The 19,258-nt window shown below is 68.6% G+C and carries 18 protein-coding genes and 1 pseudogene; 11 read left to right on the plus strand and 8 right to left on the minus strand.

Features of this window, described 5'->3' with window-relative positions:
• Window positions 1–15 precede the first annotated feature (15 nt).
• Window positions 16–402, plus strand: a complete 387-nt coding sequence (locus DTA15_RS09000) for a hypothetical protein (protein WP_006490483.1) — start codon at window positions 16–18, stop codon at window positions 400–402.
• 65 nt (window positions 403–467) lie between these two features.
• On the plus strand, window positions 468–1,157 hold the full coding sequence (locus tag DTA15_RS09005) for a DUF2848 domain-containing protein (protein ID WP_006490484.1): 690 nt from the start codon (window positions 468–470) through the stop codon (window positions 1,155–1,157).
• Between the two features lie 24 nt (window positions 1,158–1,181).
• Here DTA15_RS09005 and DTA15_RS09010 read toward each other — a convergent pair whose 3' ends face one another.
• The gene (locus DTA15_RS09010) at window positions 1,182–1,934 is read right to left on the minus strand and encodes a class I SAM-dependent methyltransferase (protein ID WP_006490461.1); all 753 of its coding nucleotides are present in this window, start codon (window positions 1,932–1,934) and stop codon (window positions 1,182–1,184) included.
• 13 nt (window positions 1,935–1,947) lie between these two features.
• On the minus strand, window positions 1,948–2,574 hold the full coding sequence (locus DTA15_RS09015; RefSeq protein WP_006490488.1) for a LysE family translocator: 627 nt from the start codon (window positions 2,572–2,574) through the stop codon (window positions 1,948–1,950).
• 164 nt (window positions 2,575–2,738) lie between these two features.
• On the opposite strand from DTA15_RS09015, the gene DTA15_RS09020 reads away from it, so the two are divergent.
• From DTA15_RS09020 to DTA15_RS09030, 3 genes are all read left to right on the plus strand, one after another.
• Complete coding sequence (locus DTA15_RS09020; RefSeq protein WP_006490459.1) at window positions 2,739–3,539, plus strand: AraC family transcriptional regulator; 801 nt, start codon at window positions 2,739–2,741, stop codon at window positions 3,537–3,539.
• A 120-nt stretch (window positions 3,540–3,659) separates the two neighbouring features.
• Complete coding sequence (locus tag DTA15_RS09025) at window positions 3,660–4,079, plus strand: ATP--cob(I)alamin adenosyltransferase (RefSeq protein WP_006490454.1); 420 nt, start codon at window positions 3,660–3,662, stop codon at window positions 4,077–4,079.
• Window positions 4,080–4,180: 101 nt separating this feature from the next.
• Window positions 4,181–5,182: a LysR family transcriptional regulator gene (locus tag DTA15_RS09030; protein ID WP_006490457.1), complete on the plus strand. Its 1,002-nt coding sequence runs from the start codon at window positions 4,181–4,183 to the stop codon at window positions 5,180–5,182.
• A 201-nt stretch (window positions 5,183–5,383) separates the two neighbouring features.
• Here DTA15_RS09030 and DTA15_RS09035 read toward each other — a convergent pair whose 3' ends face one another.
• A complete protein-coding gene (locus tag DTA15_RS09035; RefSeq protein WP_006490478.1) occupies window positions 5,384–6,304 on the minus strand; it encodes a LysR family transcriptional regulator in 921 nt (306 codons plus the stop codon).
• Between the two features lie 108 nt (window positions 6,305–6,412).
• Here DTA15_RS09035 and DTA15_RS09040 point away from each other — a divergent pair, with 108 nt between their 5' ends.
• Window positions 6,413–7,495, plus strand: coding sequence for a tartrate dehydrogenase (locus DTA15_RS09040; RefSeq protein WP_012493156.1), 1,083 nt, complete (start codon window positions 6,413–6,415; stop codon window positions 7,493–7,495).
• 176 nt (window positions 7,496–7,671) lie between these two features.
• Complete coding sequence (locus DTA15_RS09045; RefSeq protein WP_006487485.1) at window positions 7,672–8,982, plus strand: MFS transporter; 1,311 nt, start codon at window positions 7,672–7,674, stop codon at window positions 8,980–8,982.
• Between the two features lie 149 nt (window positions 8,983–9,131).
• On the opposite strand, the gene DTA15_RS09050 is transcribed toward DTA15_RS09045, so the two are convergent.
• From DTA15_RS09050 to DTA15_RS09065, 4 genes are all read right to left on the minus strand, one after another.
• Window positions 9,132–9,629 (minus strand): P-loop NTPase family protein, encoded by a 498-nt coding sequence (locus DTA15_RS09050; RefSeq protein ID WP_006487487.1) that lies wholly within the window; start codon window positions 9,627–9,629, stop codon window positions 9,132–9,134.
• A 217-nt stretch (window positions 9,630–9,846) separates the two neighbouring features.
• The gene (gene argG, locus DTA15_RS09055) at window positions 9,847–11,184 is read right to left on the minus strand and encodes an argininosuccinate synthase (protein ID WP_006487483.1); all 1,338 of its coding nucleotides are present in this window, start codon (window positions 11,182–11,184) and stop codon (window positions 9,847–9,849) included.
• Between the two features lie 317 nt (window positions 11,185–11,501).
• Window positions 11,502–12,572, minus strand: coding sequence for an FUSC family protein (locus DTA15_RS09060; protein WP_012493157.1), 1,071 nt, complete (start codon window positions 12,570–12,572; stop codon window positions 11,502–11,504).
• Window positions 12,573–12,735: 163 nt separating this feature from the next.
• Window positions 12,736–14,268 carry a sensor domain-containing diguanylate cyclase gene (locus DTA15_RS09065; protein ID WP_006491554.1) on the minus strand — a complete coding sequence of 511 codons (1,533 nt, stop codon included), beginning with the start codon at window positions 14,266–14,268 and terminating at the stop codon, window positions 12,736–12,738.
• A gap of 584 nt (window positions 14,269–14,852) precedes the next feature.
• On the opposite strand from DTA15_RS09065, the gene DTA15_RS09070 reads away from it, so the two are divergent.
• From DTA15_RS09070 to DTA15_RS09085, 4 genes are all read left to right on the plus strand, one after another.
• Window positions 14,853–16,388, plus strand: a complete 1,536-nt coding sequence (locus tag DTA15_RS09070; protein ID WP_006482272.1) for an amino acid permease — start codon at window positions 14,853–14,855, stop codon at window positions 16,386–16,388.
• A gap of 262 nt (window positions 16,389–16,650) precedes the next feature.
• Window positions 16,651–16,896, plus strand: a complete 246-nt coding sequence (locus DTA15_RS09075; protein WP_006482527.1) for a DUF3717 domain-containing protein — start codon at window positions 16,651–16,653, stop codon at window positions 16,894–16,896.
• 264 nt (window positions 16,897–17,160) lie between these two features.
• Window positions 17,161–18,078: a LysR family transcriptional regulator gene (locus tag DTA15_RS09080; RefSeq protein WP_006482538.1), complete on the plus strand. Its 918-nt coding sequence runs from the start codon at window positions 17,161–17,163 to the stop codon at window positions 18,076–18,078.
• Between the two features lie 109 nt (window positions 18,079–18,187).
• Window positions 18,188–19,000, plus strand: coding sequence for an alpha/beta fold hydrolase (locus tag DTA15_RS09085; RefSeq protein WP_006493775.1), 813 nt, complete (start codon window positions 18,188–18,190; stop codon window positions 18,998–19,000).
• A gap of 40 nt (window positions 19,001–19,040) precedes the next feature.
• Here DTA15_RS09085 and DTA15_RS09090 read toward each other — a convergent pair.
• Window positions 19,041–19,258: pseudogene (locus DTA15_RS09090) on the minus strand (hypothetical protein); the annotation flags it as partial.

Genomic DNA, 19,258 nt, shown 5'->3' on the forward strand with positions numbered 1-19,258 from the left:
AATCAGGAGAGAAAGATGGCCATCAACAAGCTTCACGACGAATTCCACACGCTGGACATGCAGCGCGACTGGCGCCTGCCGGAGGGCTATGACCCGGCGTCCGGCGCGCAGGAGCTGATCCTGTCCGGCGCGCTCGACACCGAGCGCAAGCGCGGCAGCCGCACGCGCCTGCTGCGCCTGCCGGCGGGGCTGCATACGCAGAAGCCGTTCGTGCACGACTACTGGGAAGAGGTGTTTCTGGTCGAAGGCGATTTGACCGTCGGCAACGACGAGCACGGCAACGGCGGCACGCCGTTCGAGGGCTACACGTATGCGGTGCGCCCGCCCGGCGCATGGCACGGCCCGTTCAAGTCGAACGGCGGCTGCGTGCTGCTGGAGATCCACTATTACGATCCGGCGTGAGCCCGGTCGATCAATGACAGACAGCGGGCCCGCGGGATCGCGCGGCCCGCGACGAGGAGCATTCGATGAAAACCATCACGTTCGCGATCGACGGTCGCGACGGCCGCACCGAGCGCGCGATCGCGATCGACACGCTCGTGATCGCGGGCTGGACCGGCCGCGATACGGTCGCCATGGAAAAGCATATCCGCGAGCTGGAAGCACTCGGCGTCAAGCGCCCGGCGACGACGCCGGTGTTCTACCGCGTTGCCGCCGATCGCCTCGATCCGTCGCCGGCGATCCAGGTCGCGGGCGGGCAGAGCAGCGGCGAAGCGGAATTCGTGCTGGTGCGCGACGGCGGCGAGACCTTCGTCGGCATCGCGTCCGATCACACCGATCGCGAGGTCGAGACGTACGGCATCACCGTGTCGAAGCAGATGTGCGGCAAGCCGTGCGCGAACACGCTGTGGAAGCTCGACGACGTGGCCGGTCACTGGGATCGACTGGTGTTGCGCGCGTACGCGACGATCGACGGCGAGCGCGTGCTGTATCAGGAAGGCAACGTGACCGCGATGCGCGCGCCGGACGATCTGCTCGCGCAATTCGCGCGTCATGGCGGCCGCTTCGAGGACGGCACCGCGATGCTGTGCGGCACGCTCGCGGCGATCGGCGGCATCCGGCCGGCCGAGCGGTTCGAGGTCGAGCTGGAAGACCCGGTGCTGGGCCGCACGATCCGGCATGCGTACGCGGTGGACACGCTGCCCGTGGCGGGCTGACGCGGCGGCGGAACGCGCTCGCGCTCACGCGCGGCAGATCGCGATGATCTCCGCGCTGGTCGCTTCGTCGAACGGAGCGGGGTCCCAGTCGCCGCACCAGTCGGCCGCCGGGAATCCGGCTGCGATCACGCGCGCCTGCAGTTCAGGTTGCGCGATGAAACGCAGCCGGCTCGTATTCGTCAGCAGCGTGTCGTCGCGACGGAAGCGGTAGTGCGTGTCGAACGTCACGATCGCGCCGTCGATCGCCCGCACCGCGTGATGGAGATCGACGATGCCGAATTCGTGCGACTCGATGCGGCACGCCGACTGCGCGGGCGTCCATGCTTGCCACGGTTCGGTGCGCGGGTTGCGGGTGTCGAACAGGAAGCGGCCGCCGTCGGCGAGCACGCGTCGCACGCCGCGCAGCGTCGCGTCGATGTCGTCGTCGGTCAGCAGGCACTGGAACGCGTGACCGGTCATCACGACCGCATCGAACGGCGTGCCCGGCGGCAGGCCGTCGAGCGCGCACGCGAACCAGCGTACGGCGTCGGCGCCCGGCTGGCGTCGCGCGTAATCGATCATCGCCGGCGCGGGATCGATCGCGACGACGTCGTGCCCGGCCGCCGCGAGCCGTCGCGCGAACGTGCCGGTGCCGCAGCCGAGATCGAGGACGCGTCGCCGGGTGGCGCCGATCGCGGCGGCGTAGAACGCGAAGTCCCGATCGCCGGCGTTGAACAGGTCGTACACCGCGACGAGCCGCGGGTCGGTATAGAGCAGGTCCGCGCCGGCGGGCGTCATACGCTCATGCGCATCAGCGCTGCTGCACGGCCACGCGCAGCCCGAGCGCGATGAAGATCGAGCCGATGATCTTGCCCTGCCAGCGCGTGAGCCACGTGAGCCGCTTCACGATGCGGCCGAGCGGGCGGATCGAGCACGCGATCAGCGTCGTGTAGAGCGAGCTGAGCACGACGAAGATCAGCCCGAGCACCGCGAACTGCACGAACGTCGAGCCGCGTTCCGGATGCACGAACTGCGGCATGAACGCGAGAAAGAACAGCGCGGTTTTCGGATTCAGCACTTCGGCGGGAATCGCCTGCAGGTACGCCTTGAGCGGCGTGACGGGCGACACCTGCGGCAGCGACGGATCGGACGGTTTCTCCAGCAGCGCGCGCACGCCGAGATAGATCAGGTACGCGGCGCCGACCAGCTTCACGACGTTGAACGCGAGCGCCGACGTCATCAGCAGCGCGGACAGCCCGACGGCCGCGAACAGCGTATGCACGAAGTCGCCGCTCGCGACGCCCAGGCCGGTCAGGATGCCGGTCTTGCGGCCGCCCTGCACGGTGCGGCTCAGCACGAGCAGCACGGCGGGGCCGGGGATCAGGAACAGGCCCAGAACGACGGCGGTGAAGGTGGTCAGCGTGGTCAGGTCGAACATGGCGGCTCCGGCAGGTTCGCGCAGCGGCGGGGGATCGGGGCATTGTATTCGGTTCGGCGCGCGGGTGCAGGCGCCCTCGAACGGCGCGGCTGCGGCCGCGCCTTTCTGGTATAAGCACGACAGGACGCGCCGGCGTCCGGCCTTTTTTCACGACCCGTCGTTCCATGCGCGACCTTCCACCGACCACCGATCCCGCCGCGGACGCCGACGTCTATCACGTGCCGCGTCCGCTCGTCGTGTTCGGCGGCTCGGTCGTCGAGCCCGAATGGCGGCTGGAGCGGCACAGCCATCGCCAGGCGCAGCTGCTCTACACGCTGACGGGCGTCGTCTATTGCGAGATCGACGGCGGCGTGTGGACCGCGCCGCCGCAATGCACGGTCTGGATTCCCGGCGATGTCCCGCATGCGGCGCGCGGCTCGGCCGGCGCGACCTTCTACGCGGTGCTGGTCGAACCCGACGCGGCGCTCGACCTGCCCACGCGCTGCTGCACGCTGGGCGTGTCGCCGCTGCTACGCGAACTGCTGCTGAAGGCGGCCAGCTTCCCGAATCTGTACGACGTCGACGGGCCGCAAGGGCGGCTGGTGGCGACGCTGCTCGACGAACTCGTCGCGGCGCCGGTCGAGGACCTGTACCTGCCGATGCCAGCCGACCGCCGGCTGCGCAAGCTGATCGACCATCTGCTCGACGACCCGGCCGACAAGTCGCCGCTGCCCGAGCTCGCGCGGCGCGCGGGCATCAGCGAGCGCAGTCTGACGCGGCTCGCGACGAGGGAGCTCGGCATGAGCCTGGGCGACTGGCGCCGGCGGCTGCACGTCGCGCTGTCGCTGCGGATGCTGACGACCGGCCGCCGCGTGCACCAGATCGCGATCGATCTCGGCTACGAAAGCGCGAGCAGCTTCGTCACGATGTTCCGCAAGGCGACCGGCAAGCCGCCGACGCAATTCCTGACCGACCGGCAACGCTGAACCGCCGGGCTGCGCGCCCGCGCACGGTTGGCCGGATTGAAAAAGCAGTTGGCCGGGATGAGAAATGACGCATGAGGTCTCGATCCATAAAATGAGAATCGTTCTCATCTGGAGGCCAACATGCAAATCGTCACGACTGAATTCCCGTTTGTCTGGCTGCGTTACAGCGGCTCGACCCACACCGATCCCGCCCGCCTGCTTGCCGAACTCGACGCGCTGCTGGCGCGCCGCGAACGCTTCGTTCTTCTGACCGACGATGCGCCGTCCGGCGACGATCGCGCCGACAACGATCACGAGATGCGCAAGCAGCTCGCGAAGTGGAGCAAGGCCAACCGCGCGCTGTCGCGCGAATGGATTCCCGGGATGATCGCGATCGAGCCCAATGCGGCGCGGCGCGTGGCGCTCAATGCCTTTTCGGGTGCCTTCGAGAAGGTCTGGGGGTATCCGCTGAACGCGGCGGCGAGCCGCGACGACGCGCTGGCGCTCGCGCAACGGCTGCTCGCCGAACCGGCGCCCGGCGTCGCGGCGGCGAACGCCTGACCCGACGGCCGCGCCGGTCGCGCGGCTTGCGTCGACATCGACACGCACGCACGGTGCGCGAACGCGCGCCGCGGCAGAGTGCAACCATGCAGAGGTGTCCGGTGGACAATCCGATCCGCGCGATGCGCATCTTCACGCGCATCGTCGAAATGAACAGTTTTACGCGCGCGGCGCAGGCGCTCGGCATTTCGCGCGCCACCGCCACGCGCACCGTGCAGGAGCTCGAAGCGGCGCTCGGCATGCCGCTGCTGGTGCGCACGACGCGCGCGCTGCGGCCGACGCCCGAAGGCGACGCGTATTACCGGCGCTGCGTCAGCATCACGGCGGACGTCGACGAGCTCGAAGCGAGCATCCGCGGCGCCGCGCTGCATCCGAGCGGGCCGCTGCGCGTCGAATTGCCGGCGTCGGTGGCGGGCGCGATCGTGTTGCCGGCGCTCGGCGAATTTCATAGCCGGCATCCCGATCTGGAGCTGATGCTCGCCGTGGCCGGGCGCGCGGGCGACCGCATCGGCGACGCGATCGATTGCAGCGTCCGGCTCGGTGCGCTGCCCGATTCGTCGCTCGTCGCGCGCCGGCTCGGCGCGCTCGAGCGCGTGACCTGCGCGAGCCCCGCGTATCTCGACCTCTTCGGCGTGCCGCGCACACCCGACGATCTGGGCGCGCATCGTGCGATTTGCGGATCGCACGTGTTCGGCCAGCGTCCGGCGGAGCTCGAGTTCATGGTGGACGACGCGGTGCGCAAGGTGCGGCTCGACGGCATCGTCAGCGTGGACGACGAGCAGGCGTATCTCGCCTGCGGCGTGCACGGCCTCGGACTGATCCAGCCGACGCGCGTCGCCGCGCAGCCGCTGATCGAGGCGGGACGGCTGCGGGAGGTGCTGCCGTGTTGGCAACCCGATGCGCTCGCCGTGTCGGTCGTCTACGTGAAGCGCCCGCATGTGTCGCCCGGCGTGCGCGCGTTCGTCGACTGGATCGCGGAGCGTTTCGTGCAGGCCGGGAAGGAACACACAGGGCTGGCGGCGGCGGGGGCGGCAGGGTGGCGGCCGGCGCAGGATGCCGCCGCTCCCTGCGACCGCTACAGCGGACTGGTCGCGGCAGCCTGACGGCGGGATGCCGACGGCAAGTCCTCAAATGGTTGCGAGGCGTAACGCGCGGGCCATCCGGTACGTATCGGATGATGTCGATAGTTGGGCGACGCAGCACGAAACTCGCCGGAATATGGCCCGCGTAGGCCAGGTGAACATCCGTGCAGCGATACGCCGCGACCCGAAACCGTACGCTGCCACGGGTAGGGAACCGCCGCCCTAGATCGCCGTCAGCCGTCCCAATTCTTCCGCCAGAAAATCGACGAACGCGCGAATCCGCGCGGACATCTGGTGCCGCTGCGCATACACCGCATAGATGTCGGCGCTCGGCGTTTCATGGTCCGGCAGCACGACGACCAGCCGCCCGTCGGCGAGATAGTCGCGCAGATCCCATTCCGCGCGCATCAGGATGCCGTGCCCGTCGAGTGCCCATTTCACCGCGATCTCGCCGTCGTTCGTCGTCAGGTTACCGTTGATCCGCACGGCTTCCGTGTGGCGGGCCGCGCCGCGTCCGCTCGTCAGGCGCCACACGCCGTAACCTTCGTCGCCTTGCCGGATGCCGATGCAGTTGTGCCGCGTCAGGTCGTGCGGCGTGCCGGGCGTCCCGTGCCGCGCGAGATACGCGGGCGCCGCGCACAGCAGCCGGCGGTTCGGCGCGAGCCGCCGCGCGACGACGCGCGTGTCGGGCGGTTCGCCGAAGCGGATGCACACGTCGAACGCGTCGTCGGTGAGCGGTGGCGGCATCACCGACAGCTGCAACTGCACCGACACTTCCGGATAGCGCGCGACGAAGCGCGAGATCGCCGGGCCGACGTGGCTGCGCCCGAACCCGAGCGTCGCATTCACGCGCAGCAGGCCTTTCGGCCGCTGTTTCGCGCTGCCGAGCAGTTCGCCGAGTTCGTCCATCTGGTCGAGGATCCGGCGTGCGTACTCGAGGTACACGTCGCCTTCGGGCGTCAGCATCATTCGCCGCGTCGTGCGATTGACGAGCGTCACGCCCGCGCGCCGCTCCATCTGCGTGAGCCGCTTGCTGACGGCCGCCGCGGTCAGCCCGAGTTCGCGCGCGGCCGCGCTCAGGCTGCCCGACGCGGCCAGCGTCGAGAAGAAGCCGAGATCGGCCGGCTGGACGGTATCCGCCATGACGGGATTCGTGAATTGAAGTTAAAGATGCTTTGAGTATAGCCCCGGTTTCTACACTCCCGGTTCGGTAAAGTGCGTTCACGCTCACGATCAATCGAGGATGTCCGCATGAAGACCTACCGTATCGCAACGATTCCCGGCGACGGCATCGGCAAGGAAGTGGTGCCGGCTGGCAAGCAGGTGCTGGAGGCGCTGGCCCGCGGCAGCGACCGCTTCGCGTTCGAGTTCGAGGATTTCGACTGGGGCGCCGATTACTACCGCCGGCATGGCGCGATGATGCCGGCCGACGGTCTCGACGCGCTGCGCGGCAAGGACGCGATCCTGTTCGGCTCCGCGGGCGATCCGGACGTGCCCGACCACGTGACGCTGTGGGGGCTGCGCCTGAAGATCTGCCAGGGCTTCGACCAGTACGCGAACGTGCGTCCGACGCGCATCCTGCCGGGCATCGACGCGCCGCTGAAGCGCTGCGGGCCGGACGACCTGAACTGGGTGATCGTGCGCGAGAACTCCGAAGGCGAATACGCGGGCGTCGGCGGCCGCGTGCACCAGGGCCATCCGATCGAGGCCGCGACCGATGTGTCGATCCTCACGCGCGCCGGCGTCGAACGCATCATGCGTTTCGCATTCCGGCTCGCGCAGTCGCGCCCACGCAAGCTGTTGACCGTCATCACGAAGAGCAACGCGCAGCGGCATGCGATGGTGATGTGGGACGAGATCGCGAAGCAGATCGCACAGGAGTTTCCCGACGTGACGTGGGACAAGGAACTCGTCGATGCAGCAACCGCGCGCATGGTCAACCGCCCGGCGTCGCTCGACACGATCGTCGCGACCAACCTGCACGCGGACATCCTCAGCGATCTTGCCGCCGCGCTCGCGGGCAGCCTCGGCATCGCGCCGACCGGCAACATCGATCCCGAGCGCCGCTATCCGTCGATGTTCGAGCCAATCCACGGCTCCGCATTCGACATCATGGGCAAGGGGCTCGCGAATCCGGTCGGCACGTTCTGGTCGGTCGTGATGCTGCTCGAGCATCTCGGCGAGACGGAAGCGGCCGCGCGTGTGATGCAGGCGATCGAGGCCGTGACGGCCGACCCGTCGCTGCATACGCGCGACCTCGGCGGCCGCGCGACGACCGCGCAGGTGACGGCGGCCGTCTGCGAGCGCGTCGCGAACGCGGCGGTGGCGGCCTGACGGCGGCGCGGCGCGGTCGGCGCGCGCATGTGCGCATGCCAGCCGCGCGCCGCCCGTTCGCGTCACTCGGCATTTTTTCTGCCCGCGACTCGCGCATCCGACGCGAGCCGGGCGCCGGCCGGCGCTCGCGGTCGATCGACCGACGGCGCACGGTCCGACCTCGAAGGAGGAGACACATGCAAGCGGATCTGGAAACCCGCGTCGCGCGGAAACTGATGTGGCGCATCATTCCGTTCGTGATGCTGCTTTACTTCGTCAGCTTTCTCGATCGCGTCAACGTCGGCTTTGCCGCGATGACGATGAACCAGGCGATCGGCCTGTCGCCGACCGCGTTCGGGTTCGGCGGCGGCCTGTTCTTCATCGGCTACTTCCTGTTCGAAGTGCCGTCCAACCTGATTCTCCACCGCGTCGGCGCGCGCATCTGGATCGCACGCGTGATGATCACGTGGGGCATCGTGTCGGCCGTGTCCGCGTTCGCGGCCGGCCCGACCAGCTTCTACGTGCTGCGTTTCCTGCTCGGCATGGCCGAAGCCGGTTTCTTCCCCGGCATCATCCTGTACCTGAGCCTGTGGTTCCCCGCGAAGCAGCGCGCGGTGGCCGCCGCGTGGTTCATGGCGGCCGCGCCGATCTCGACCGCGATCGGCTCGCCGCTGTCGGGCGCGATCATGCAGATGCCGCCGATGTTCGGCCTCGCCGACTGGCAGATGCTGTACATCGTCGAAGCCCTGCCGGCGGTCGTACTCGGCTTCGTCGTGCTGAAGCGCCTGACCGATGCGCCGTCGCAGGCCGCGTGGTTGCGCGCCGACGAGCGCGACTGGCTGATCGCGAAGCTGAAAGCGGAAGCGGACGCACGCCACACGCACGTCGGGCACACGGCCGGTGCGTGGCAGGCCCTGCGCGATCCGCGCGTGCTCGCGCTCGCGCTGATCTACTTCGGCACGTCGGCGGGGCTCTATACGCTCGGGCTGTGGGCGCCGCTGATGGTCAAGCAGTTCGGCTTCACCGCGTTGCAGACGGGCCTGCTGACCGGTATCCCCAGCATCGCCGCCGTGGTCGCGATGATCGTGTGGGCGCGACATTCGGATCGCACCGGCGAGCGCACCTGGCACGTCGTGATTCCATGTGTGCTGGCGTGCATCGGGTTCGTGTTCGCGGCGCAGGCGAGTACGGCGCTGCTGACCGTGCTCGCGCTGGTCGTCGTCAACATCGGGATCAGTGCGGCGAAGGCGCCGCTGTGGGCGATGCCCAGTGCGTTCCTGTCGGGGGCCGGCGCGGCCGCGGGGATCGCGATGATCAATTCGATCGGCAATCTCGGCGGATTCGTCGGGCCGTTCGCGATCGGTTGGCTCAAGCATGCGACGGGCGGATATGCGGCGGGGTTGTACGTGGTGGCTGGCACGCTCGCGGTGTCGGCGGTCGTCACGCTGATGCTGAGCCGCAAAGGGGCGCGGGAAGCGGCCGTGCCGGGCGTGCGGCATCACTCGTGAGCGCCGCAATGTGCGCGCGGCAGGGCAGCCCGACGGGCGCGTGACGTATCCGTCCGGCTTCGTGCGCGGTGGCGCGCGATCGGCCGGCGGGAACGTCAGCGTCAGCGCATGTTCGCGTGCGGGCCGGAAGGCGCATGCGGACGCAGTCGCTACGAGGCCGTCGCCGCGACCTGCCGCGCGATGCGCGCCGCACACGCGTCGGGCGTCGCCGCGGACGTATCCAGCACCATCTCGCTGAACGGCCGCGCCGCATAGCCCTCGCGATACATCTCCGCGATCCGGTTGCGCTCCCAGTCGGTCAACGCGCGCGCGCCGCGATTCGACGCCGCGACCGCCTCGGGCGGCGCGAGCGTGACGACGAACAGGCGCGCATCACGCGCCTCGCAGGCCGCGCGCAGCCGTTCGAATTCCGCTTCGCCGATCGGATAGGCGATGACCAGATGGCGTTCGCGCGCGTTCGCGATCCGCGTGACGAGACGTTCGAGCGCAATCGCCCACTGCACGTCGAACGGTGCGTCTTCGGGCGCATCATGATCGTCGCCGTCGATGAAGCGCGCGTCGGGCAGCACGCGTGCGAGCGCGAGGCCGATCGTCGTCTTGCCGCTGTTGATCGGGCCGTTCAGGTGGATGACGGTAAGGGGGGCCATGAGTCGACGCAGAAAATCGGACGACTCGCAGCTTGCCATGACTGGCGCGGCGGCGCAGTGCCGTTGGTGCGTCACGCGGCGGGATGCGAATACGAAGGGAAAGCGGACAGGCGGGGAGCGGGGAAGCGGCAGGCTGCGTGCGCAACGATGCGCCACACGGCAACCTGCCCGACCGTGCCGCATGCAAGCGATGCGGCACGGCGTCGAACGCAGCGACTTACTTGTCGCCGTCGCCCTTGATCTGCGGCAGCGCCGACGCTTCGCCCGGCGTCAGCAGCCCGACTTGCGAATACACGCGCAGCTTGTCGCGCGTATCGGTGATGTCGAGGTTGCGCATCGTCAGCTGGCCGATCCGGTCGCGCGGCGAGAACGTCGACGCCACCTTCTCCATCGACAGCCGTTCCGGCTGGTACGTGAGGTTCGGCGACTTCGTGCTCAGGATCGAGTAGTCGTTGCCGCGGCGCAGTTCGATCTTCACTTCGCCGGTGATCGCGCGGGCGACCCAGCGTTGCGCGGTCTCGCGCAGCATGATCGCCTGCGGGTCGAACCAGCGGCCCTGGTACAGCAGGCGGCCGAGGCGGCGGCCGTTCTCGCGGTACTGCTCGATCGTGTCCTCGTTGTGGATGCCGGTGACGAGACGCTCGTACGCGATGTACAGCAGCGCGAGGCCCGGAGCTTCGTAGATGCCGCGGCTCTTCGCCTCGATGATCCGGTTCTCGATCTGGTCGCTCATGCCGAGGCCGTGACGGCCGCCGATGCGGTTCGCTTCGAGCAGCAGCTCGACCTGATCGTTGAACTCGACGCCGTTCAGCGCGACCGGCTGGCCGGCTTCGAAGCGCACCGTCACTTCCTCGGCGGCGATCTTCACGTCGTCGCGCCAGAACGCGACGCCCATGATCGGGTTCACGATCTTGATGCCGCTTTCGAGGCTTTCCAGATCCTTCGCCTCGTGCGTCGCGCCGAGCAGGTTCGAGTCGGTCGAATACGCCTTCTCGGCCGACATCTTGTACGCGAAGCCGGCCTGGTTCATGAATTCGGACATTTCGGCGCGGCCGCCGAGTTCGTCGATGAACGTCTGGTCGAGCCACGGCTTGTAGATCTTCAGATCCGGGTTCACGAGCAGGCCGTAGCGGTAGAAGCGCTCGATGTCGTTGCCCTTGTACGTGCTGCCGTCGCCCCAGATGTTGACGCCGTCTTCCTTCATCGCGGCGACGAGCATCGTGCCCGTCACGGCGCGGCCGATCGGCGTCGTGTTGAAGTACGTGACGCCGGCGGTCGTGATGTGGAACGCGCCGCTTTGCAGCGCCGCGATGCCTTCGGCGACGAGCTGCGCGCGGCAGTCGATCAGGCGGGCGCCGGCTGCGCCGTATTCGATCGCGCGTTTCGGGATCGCGTCGTAATCGTCTTCGTCGGGCTGGCCGAGGTTCGCCGTGTATGCGTACGGGACGGCGCCCTTCAGTTTCATCCAGTGCAGCGCGGCGCTGGTGTCCAGGCCGCCGGAGAAGGCGATACCGACCTTCTGGCCGGTCGGGAGGCTTTCGAGAATCGTGCTCATAGGAATTACCGTGGATTGAAGCCGGTGGGATCGTATTTCGCGGAATATGCGAGTATCGGCTGTCCGGGAAGTTGGGGCAAGGGCTGATTTTGGTGCGGAACCGTCGTCGCGCCTGTCGCGGCGGGCCTGACGGGCGGTTAACCGGGTGGAGAACGCCGTGCGGGGCGGCGTTGCATCGCCGCCGAAAACGCGCGGACGAACCGGCCGCGGGCCGGATTTCCGGGGCCGGATCGGTGGCCGGCCGTGCCCAGCGTCGCCGGCGCGCCGCGTCGATGTGCCGAAAGGCATATGAAAGGAAGGCGCGTGAAGCGGGCGCCTCAGATATTCCACGACCGCGCGGTATCGAGCAGCCGCTCGCGCAACTGGTCGACTTCGCCGGCCAGCTTGGCCGTGATCGACACGTAGCCGGACAACGGCGGCGGCGGCGCGTCGTGCGGCGGGTCGGCCGGCCGGCGGCGCGGCGCCAGCCGGCTCGGCGTGCCGAACTTGAGCGCGCGGCTCGCTCCGACCAGCGTGTCGCGGATGCGCCGGTTCACGCCCTTCATCTCGACGCGCATGTATTCGCGGGCCGCCACGTCGTCACGCGCCGGCAGCGCGCTCGACAGGATCTCCAGATAACCGATGCACAGGCGCAGGCTGCGCTGGATCGCCTCGAGCTGCGCCATCGACGTCTCGCACTCCTTCGACACCGACGGCATCAGCGAGCGCAACTGCACGAGCAGCGCGCTCAGCGCGGCCATTTCCTTCAGGTGCGCGTCGTCGCTCACGTGGCGGTCGCCCGCGAGCCGCGCATGCACGGCCGCGCACGCGCGCAGCGCGTCGGCGAGCTTGTAGCGCCACGAGTAGGTCGCATAGAGCGGCAGCGCGAACGAGAACGCCAGCGCGATCGCGATGCCGACCAGCACGTTCACCGCGCGCCACAGGCCGTCGACGATCTCGTTGTCGCCGTGCCCGGCGACGATCACCATCGTGATCGCCGACAGCAGCGCGATGTAGCCGGCCTTGCCGATCGCGTGATACGCGCAGATACCGCACCCCACGGCCATCAGCAGGTAGATCGCGAACGGCGCGTGCAGGAACGAGTAGAGGAGGATCAGCCCGAGCCCCGCCAGTGCGCCGATCGACGTGCCGAGCGCGCGCTCGGCCGCCTTCTTGCGGATATTGCCGTGATGTTGCAGCCCGCCGACGACGATCAGCACGGTAATCGTCGACCACTCGCCGTGCGGCACGCGCAGGCCGGTGGACAGCGCGATCGACACGAGAATCGCGAGCGCGACGCGCGCCGCATGGATCAGCTTCGCGTGCCGGTAGCGGCGGTACGGGTCGAGCAGCGGGCGGAGCGCGTGGCGCACGAGCGGCGGCAGTCGGGTCGGGAGCGGGGCGGTCATGACGGAGTCGAGGGAGCCGGGACGCGCACGGCGGCCCGCGCGGGCCGGCGCCGCGCCGCCTGCGCAGCTGACGTAACGCTAGCCGAACGCGCGCGGGCTGTCCACGGCGGCGCCGACGGGCCGGGCGGCCGGCGGCCGCGTCAGGTCACGGCGCACCTCGCGGTCACGCGTCGGCCGCGCTCGACAGTGCGTCCAGCACGCGGTTGCGGCCGCCGGACTTCGCGCGGTACAGCGCCTCGTCGGCGCGCCGCAGCAGCGTCGCGGCGTTCATCCGGCCGTCGGCGGCGGTGGCCGTGCCGATGCTGGCCGTGACGCGCCCGTACGGGCTTTTCACGTGTTCGATCCCGAGCCCCGCGATCGCGCGCCGGATGCCTTCGGCGACGGTCGCCGCGCCCGGCGCGTCGGTGTCGGGCAGCGTGACGACGAATTCCTCGCCGCCGTAGCGCGCGACGTGATCGCTGTCGCGGCGCAGGCAGCGCGACAGCGATTGCGCGACCTGGCGCAGCACGTCGTCGCCGGCCGGATGGCCGTAGTAGTCGTTGAACGCCTTGAAGTGATCGACGTCGACGAACAGCACGGACAACGGGCGGCCGCTGCGCGACGCGCGCTGGGCTTCCTTCGCGAGCACCGCATCGAACGTGCCGCGGTTGTCGAGGCCCGTCAGCGAATCGGTGTGCGCGAGCCGGTACAGCTTCGATTCCGCGTCCTGCCGGCGCTTCAGCTCGCGCGACAGCGCGAGCGAGCCCCACGCGATGAACGCCGTAAACAGGCTCATCAGCACGACGGTCCACACCGCGCGGTGCTGCCACGACGCATAGATGTCGATCTCGGCGGGCGCGACGTCGACGATCAGCGGCAGCCCGGCGAGATGCTTGTAAACATAGACGCGCCGCACGCCGTCGATGGCGCCGACCCCGCTCAGCTCGCCGTCGCGGCTGCGCTGCGCGTCGACGAACAGCGGCGAGTCGTGCAGGTCGAGGCCCACCACCCGCGTGTCGTACGGCAGGCGCGACACGAGCGTGCCGTTGTCCTCGACGATCGCCGCGCTGCCGTGCCGGCCGACCGCGAGGCCGTCGAGCAGCGCGCGGAAGTAGTCGATGCTGAGCGTGCCGACGACGATCCCGGCGAACGTGCCGTCGGGCCGGTTGATCCGGCGGCTCAGCGCGATCGTCAGCGCGCCGCCGCGCAGCCGCGACGCGTACGGCCGGCTGATGTAGAGGCCGGGGACGAGCCGGTCGCGGTGCACGGCGAAATAGTCGCGGTCGGCGAAATTGCCTTGCCGCGCGGGCGATGCGCTCGAATCGATCGCGATATTGCCGTGCGCATCCATCACGAAAATGGAGCCGAGATAGGCGCCGGTGGCCGCGCGGTCGAACAGCAGCCGGTGGCGCTGGCGCGGCGGCAATGTCATCAGTTCCGGATCGGCCACGCCGTCGACGACGTTTTGTAATGACAAATCGTAGAGTTCGATATTGCGCGCGATATCGCGTTCGATCAGCAGCATCAGATTGCGCGCATTTTCGACCGCATGGTCATACGCGTCGCGGCGCGCCTCGATTAATAGCGACGTGGAAAGTCCCCAACTGAACATCAGCAGGACGATGCCCGCCACGAGTACGCCGCGGGGCGACAGAATGCGTGCCACGACCGACGCGGTATGGCGGCGCAGCGTGGCGGGCAGCGGGAATGACTTCATCCTCGGGGGTGGCGGGTGGCGGCTGGTCGCGTCGTTGCGGTTCCGCGCGCGGATTATTTCGAATTAAGCGTCATTATCCCGCGAATTCCTGAATTTCGCGTGCGCATGCAAAACATGCATGCGGATACGGCGATTCGAAACGGTTACGCATCATTACCGCATGGCGCGCGGGCGATTTGATTTGAATCAATGACCAGTGTCGGGCTTTTTGTCTGATTAATGGTGTATTGATCGGTCGATTTTGCGTATTGCCGCGGTATTTGGCGGATCGGGACAGGATTAGGTCGTGACCGGAAAAACGAATATCGAATGACCCGTTCGTAATCGGGGTCTTTGCAACGACGTGCGACCGTGGCCGCGCCGACGCGGCCAACCCGTTGATTCCGCGAAATCTCCGGCGGGGCGGCGGGCGGGGCCACCTCAGCTGTCCCCGTATCGAATCAGGTAGAATCCGCGCTTCGCCGCAGGCGCCCGCCGCGCAACGCGTATCGGGGCCGCATCGAATGCATCGCAGGACGCGCGCCGCGCTCCGATTCCGCATGCGCCGGCTACGGATGCCGGCCCGCTCAACGTTCGTCTCGTTTATGTCCGCAATTCCGAATTCCGACCAACCCGGTTCGCCCGCGAACCCACCCAAGCTTCATCGCGCGCTGAAGGCGCGCCACCTGACGATGATCGCCATCGGCGGCTCGATCGGCACGGGCCTGTTCGTCGCGTCCGGCGCGTCGATCTCGCAGGCCGGCCCCGGCGGCGCGATGGTCGCGTACATGCTGATCGGCCTGATGGTCTACTTCCTGATGACGAGCCTCGGCGAGATGGCCGCGTTCATGCCGGTGTCGGGCTCGTTCGCGACCTACGGCGCGAAATACGTCGATGAAGGCTTCGGCTTCGCGCTCGGCTGGAACTACTGGTACAACTGGGCGGTGACGATCGCGGTCGAGCTCGTCGCCGCGCAGCTCGTGATGCACTACTGGTTTCCGGACGTGCCGGGCGTGTGGTGGAGCGCGGCGTTCCTCGGCGTGATGTTCCTGCTCAATGCGCTCACCGTGCGCGGTTTCGGCGAAGCCGAATACTGGTTCGCGCTGATCAAGGTCGTCACCGTGGTCGCGTTCATCGGCGTCGGGCTGCTGATGATCTTCGGCATTCTGAAGGGCGCGCCGGCCAACGGCTGGGGCAACCTGACGATCGGCGACGCACCGTTCGCGGGCGGCCTGCCGGCGCTGATGGGCGTCGCGATGATCGCGGGCTTCTCGTTCCAGGGCACCGAGCTGATCGGCGTCGCGGCCGGCGAATCGGAAAACCCGCGTACGACGATCCCGCGCGCGGTGCGCCAGGTGTTCTGGCGCATCCTGCTGTTCTACGTGTTCGCGATCTTCGTGATCGGCGTGCTGATTCCGTATACCGACCCGAACCTGCTGAAGACGGACGTGACCGACATCGGCGTGAGCCCGTTCACGCTCGTGTTCCGTCACGCGGGCCTGGCCTTCGCGGCCGGCGTGATGAACGCGGTGATCCTGACGGCCGTGCTGTCGGCCGGCAACTCGGGCATGTACGCGTCCACGCGGATGCTCTACAACCTCGCGACCGAAGGCCGCGCGCCGAAGGTGTTCGCGAAGCTGTCGCCGGGCGGCGTGCCGCGCAACGCGCTGTACGCGACCACCGCCGTCGGCGCGCTGTGCTTCTTCACGTCGCTGTACGGCGACAAGACCGTGTACCTGTGGCTGCTGAACACGTCCGGGATGACGGGCTTCATCGCGTGGCTCGGCATCGCGGTCAGCCACTACCGGTTCCGCAAGGGCTACGTGAAGCAGGGGTATGCGCTCGACCAGTTGCCGTACCAGTCGAAGTGGTTCCCGTTCGGCCCGCTGTTCGCGTTCGTGCTGTGCCTCGTGATCGCGCTCGGCCAGGATTACCAGGCGTTCCTCGCGAACCGGATCGACTGGGCCGGCGTGGCCGCGACCTATGTCGGCATTCCGCTGTTCGTCGTCGTGTGGCTCGGCTTCCGGTTCCTGAAGAAGAGCCGGTTCGTGCGCTACGAGGACATGGAGATCGCGCCGTGGATCGCCGCGAATCGCGGCGCGCAGCGGCAGCCGGTGGCGAACCGCGAAACCACAGGCTGATGCCGGCGCGGCAGGCGGCCGCGCGACGGTCGACGAAACGGGAAGCCGCGCGCTTCCCGTTTTTTTTGCCCGGCTTTTGCCTGCACGGGGTCAAAGCCGGTTATATTGCCCGACCCTACCGGGCCACGGCCCGGCCGGCGCGACAGGCGCGGCGCGGATCGGCATCCGGCGCGCGCCGCGCGGCGGCCGGCGAGCGGCCCGGCGTTTTCATCGCTCCCGCCGGGCCGGCACGGCCCGCGGAGCGCGCAACCCAGAGGAATCCATGAGCGCATCACCCGCCGAGCGGAAGGCCGGACCCGTTTCCATCGTGCGAATCGAAGCCGCGATCAACGCGTGGCGCGAAGTGTACCCGCCGGCGCCGGACGGCGAGGACGGCTACGCGCTCGACGCCGGCAGCAACTGCCTGGCCGAGCTGTACGGCACGATGATCTGCTATCAGTTGCCGGACGTGCCGCTCGACTCGCTGAGCCACGAGCAGCGCGATGCGCTGTACGCGACCGAGGGGTGATGCGGTCGACACGATGCCGCCGTGCGGCGTCGGTGAACGAACGGGAAGCCTCGCGGCTTCCCGTTTTGCTTTGCGCAGCCCCGCGCGTCGCCGCGAGCACGACGCTGCTTGCGCCGGGACCGGCGCCGGCTGAGGTATCGTGACGGGATCGGGAAGCAGGCGATCGAGGAGGCCGGTACGGATAGCCGGCGAGGGTGAGCGGTGCGGGCGCCGTTCGCGCGGTGCCGGGTGAGCGTCCGTTGCCTGTCCCGGGAGGATTCGAACATGGAGTTGAGACATCTCCGCTACTTCGTCGCGGTGGCCGAAGAGCGGAATTTCACGCGGGCGGCGGAACGGCTGCATATCGCGCAACCGCCGCTGAGCCGGCAGATCCAGCAGCTCGAGGAGGCGCTCGGCGTGCCGCTGTTCGAGCGCAACGCGCGGCCGCTGAAGCTGACCGATGCCGGACGCTTCTTCTATTCGCACGCGGTGCAACTGCTCGCGCAGACGACCGAACTCGAATCGATGACGAAGCGGGTCGGCAAGATCGAGCGCAGCATGTCGGTCGGTTTCGTCGGCTCGACGCTGTACGGGATGCTGCCGAAGATCATCCGGCGCTTTCGCAGCGAATATCCGGCCGTCGAGCTGAGCCTGCACGAGATGTCGACGATGGACCAGATCAAGGCGCTCAAGGAAGGGCGCATCGACGTCGGGTTCGGACGCATCCGCCACGAGGACCCGAGCGTGCGGCGCGTCGTGCTGCGCGAGGAGCGGATGATCGTCGCGCTGCCGGTCGGCCATGTGCTCGACAGCGCGAAACCGGTGCTGTCGCTGCACGATCTCGTCAACGACACGCTGATCATCTTTCCGAAGGCGCCGCGCCCGAGCTACGCGGACCAGGTGCTCGCGGCCTTTCACGATCGGGCGCTGCAACCGCGCCGGATCTACGAGACGCGCGAGTTGCAGATCGCGCTCGGCCTCGTCGCGATGGGCGAGGGCGTGTCGGTCGTGCCGCACAGCGTGTACGGGCTCAAGCGCGACGACATCAGCTACAAGCCGCTCGACGATCCGAACCTCGTGTCGCCGATCATCATGAGCATGCGCGCGCTCGACGAATCGGAGGACATCCGCGCGATGCAGGCGCTGATCTACCGGCTGTACGACGAGGCGCGGATGGAATATCTGCCGCCGCAGCCCGAATGAGCGCGCGGGCCGTAGGGGCTTGCTTGACGCTGCGCGCGCCGGCGGGCCACCATGCGCGGATTCGATGCGGCCGCCGGCGCGCGGCCGCTCTCATGCAGACGATCGACACATGACCGATATCCTGACCGAGGAGACGACCGTCGAGACGCCGCAAGGGCGTCTCTTTGCGAAACGCTGGCGTGCGGGGCCGGCGCAGCCCGCGGCGGCGCCTGGGCCGGCCGCGCCGATCGTGCTGCTGCACGATTCGCTCGGCTGCGTCGACCTGTGGCGCGACTTCCCCGCGCAGCTCGCTCGCGCGACGCAGCGCGACGTGATCGCGTACGACCGTCTCGGTTTCGGCCGTTCCGATCGGCATCCGGGCATGCTCGGCACGACGTTCGTGCGCGACGAAGCCGACCGTGCGTTCGCCGCGGTACTCGAACAGCTCGGCGTCGACGCGTTCGTCGCGTTCGGGCACAGCGTCGGCGGCGGGATGGCGGTCGGCTGTGCGGCCGCGTACCCTGAGCGGTGTCGTGCGCTCGTAACGGTCGCCGCGCAGGCGTTCGTCGAGGATCGCACGCTGACCGGCATTCGCGACGCGGGGCGGCAGTTCGACGAGCCGGGTCAACTCGACCGGCTCGCGCGCTATCACGGCGACAAGGCCGAATGGGTGCTGCGCGCGTGGGTCGACACGTGGCTGTCGCCGGCGTTTCGCGACTGGAATCTCGACGACGACCTGCCGCGCGTGCAGTGCGCGACGCTCGCGATTCACGGCGAAGACGACGAATACGGGTCGGACGTGCATCCGAAGCGGATCGCCGCGCGCGTCGCGGGGCCGTCGTCGTTCCTGTTGCTTGCCCGCTGCGGACACCTGCCGCACCGCGAGCGGACCGACGACGTGCTGGCCGCCGTCGCGACGTGCCTGCGCGACGCGCTCGCCTGAGCGCGCTCGCCCTCGCCGGCGGGCGCCTGCCCGCCGGTGGTCAGAACGAAAGCTGGATCGCGAGATCGATCGCCAGCAGTACGATCGAAAGCCCGATGCCGAGAATCACGTTCGGCAAGCGGTGCTCGAAATCGCGATGATCCTTGCGCATCGCGGCGCCGAGCAGGAAGATCGCCTCGACGACGATCTGCAGCCCGACGAACAGCAGCATCAGCAGATACTCGTAGCCCATCTGCTTGAACGCGACGAATTGCATCC

Source organism: Burkholderia cenocepacia (assembly GCF_900446215.1).
Lineage (GTDB): Bacteria > Pseudomonadota > Gammaproteobacteria > Burkholderiales > Burkholderiaceae > Burkholderia > Burkholderia cenocepacia.

What these genes read in the sequence shown, in the direction of transcription:
- DTA15_RS09000 (WP_006490483.1), top strand. Translation starts at nt 16, where the DNA reads ATGGCCATCAACAAGCTTCACGACGAATTCCACACGCTGGACATGCAG.
- DTA15_RS09005 (WP_006490484.1), top strand. Translation starts at nt 468, where the DNA reads ATGAAAACCATCACGTTCGCGATCGACGGTCGCGACGGCCGCACCGAG.
- DTA15_RS09010 (WP_006490461.1), bottom strand. Translation starts at nt 1,934, where the DNA reads ATGACGCCCGCCGGCGCGGACCTGCTCTATACCGACCCGCGGCTCGTC.
- DTA15_RS09015 (WP_006490488.1), bottom strand. Translation starts at nt 2,574, where the DNA reads ATGTTCGACCTGACCACGCTGACCACCTTCACCGCCGTCGTTCTGGGC.
- DTA15_RS09020 (WP_006490459.1), top strand. Translation starts at nt 2,739, where the DNA reads ATGCGCGACCTTCCACCGACCACCGATCCCGCCGCGGACGCCGACGTC.
- DTA15_RS09025 (WP_006490454.1), top strand. Translation starts at nt 3,660, where the DNA reads ATGCAAATCGTCACGACTGAATTCCCGTTTGTCTGGCTGCGTTACAGC.
- DTA15_RS09035 (WP_006490478.1), bottom strand. Translation starts at nt 6,304, where the DNA reads ATGGCGGATACCGTCCAGCCGGCCGATCTCGGCTTCTTCTCGACGCTG.
- DTA15_RS09040 (WP_012493156.1), top strand. Translation starts at nt 6,413, where the DNA reads ATGAAGACCTACCGTATCGCAACGATTCCCGGCGACGGCATCGGCAAG.
- DTA15_RS09045 (WP_006487485.1), top strand. Translation starts at nt 7,672, where the DNA reads ATGCAAGCGGATCTGGAAACCCGCGTCGCGCGGAAACTGATGTGGCGC.
- DTA15_RS09050 (WP_006487487.1), bottom strand. Translation starts at nt 9,629, where the DNA reads ATGGCCCCCCTTACCGTCATCCACCTGAACGGCCCGATCAACAGCGGC.
- argG (WP_006487483.1), bottom strand. Translation starts at nt 11,184, where the DNA reads ATGAGCACGATTCTCGAAAGCCTCCCGACCGGCCAGAAGGTCGGTATC.
- DTA15_RS09060 (WP_012493157.1), bottom strand. Translation starts at nt 12,572, where the DNA reads ATGACCGCCCCGCTCCCGACCCGACTGCCGCCGCTCGTGCGCCACGCG.
- DTA15_RS09065 (WP_006491554.1), bottom strand. Translation starts at nt 14,268, where the DNA reads ATGAAGTCATTCCCGCTGCCCGCCACGCTGCGCCGCCATACCGCGTCG.
- DTA15_RS09070 (WP_006482272.1), top strand. Translation starts at nt 14,853, where the DNA reads ATGTCCGCAATTCCGAATTCCGACCAACCCGGTTCGCCCGCGAACCCA.
- DTA15_RS09075 (WP_006482527.1), top strand. Translation starts at nt 16,651, where the DNA reads ATGAGCGCATCACCCGCCGAGCGGAAGGCCGGACCCGTTTCCATCGTG.
- DTA15_RS09080 (WP_006482538.1), top strand. Translation starts at nt 17,161, where the DNA reads ATGGAGTTGAGACATCTCCGCTACTTCGTCGCGGTGGCCGAAGAGCGG.
- DTA15_RS09085 (WP_006493775.1), top strand. Translation starts at nt 18,188, where the DNA reads ATGACCGATATCCTGACCGAGGAGACGACCGTCGAGACGCCGCAAGGG.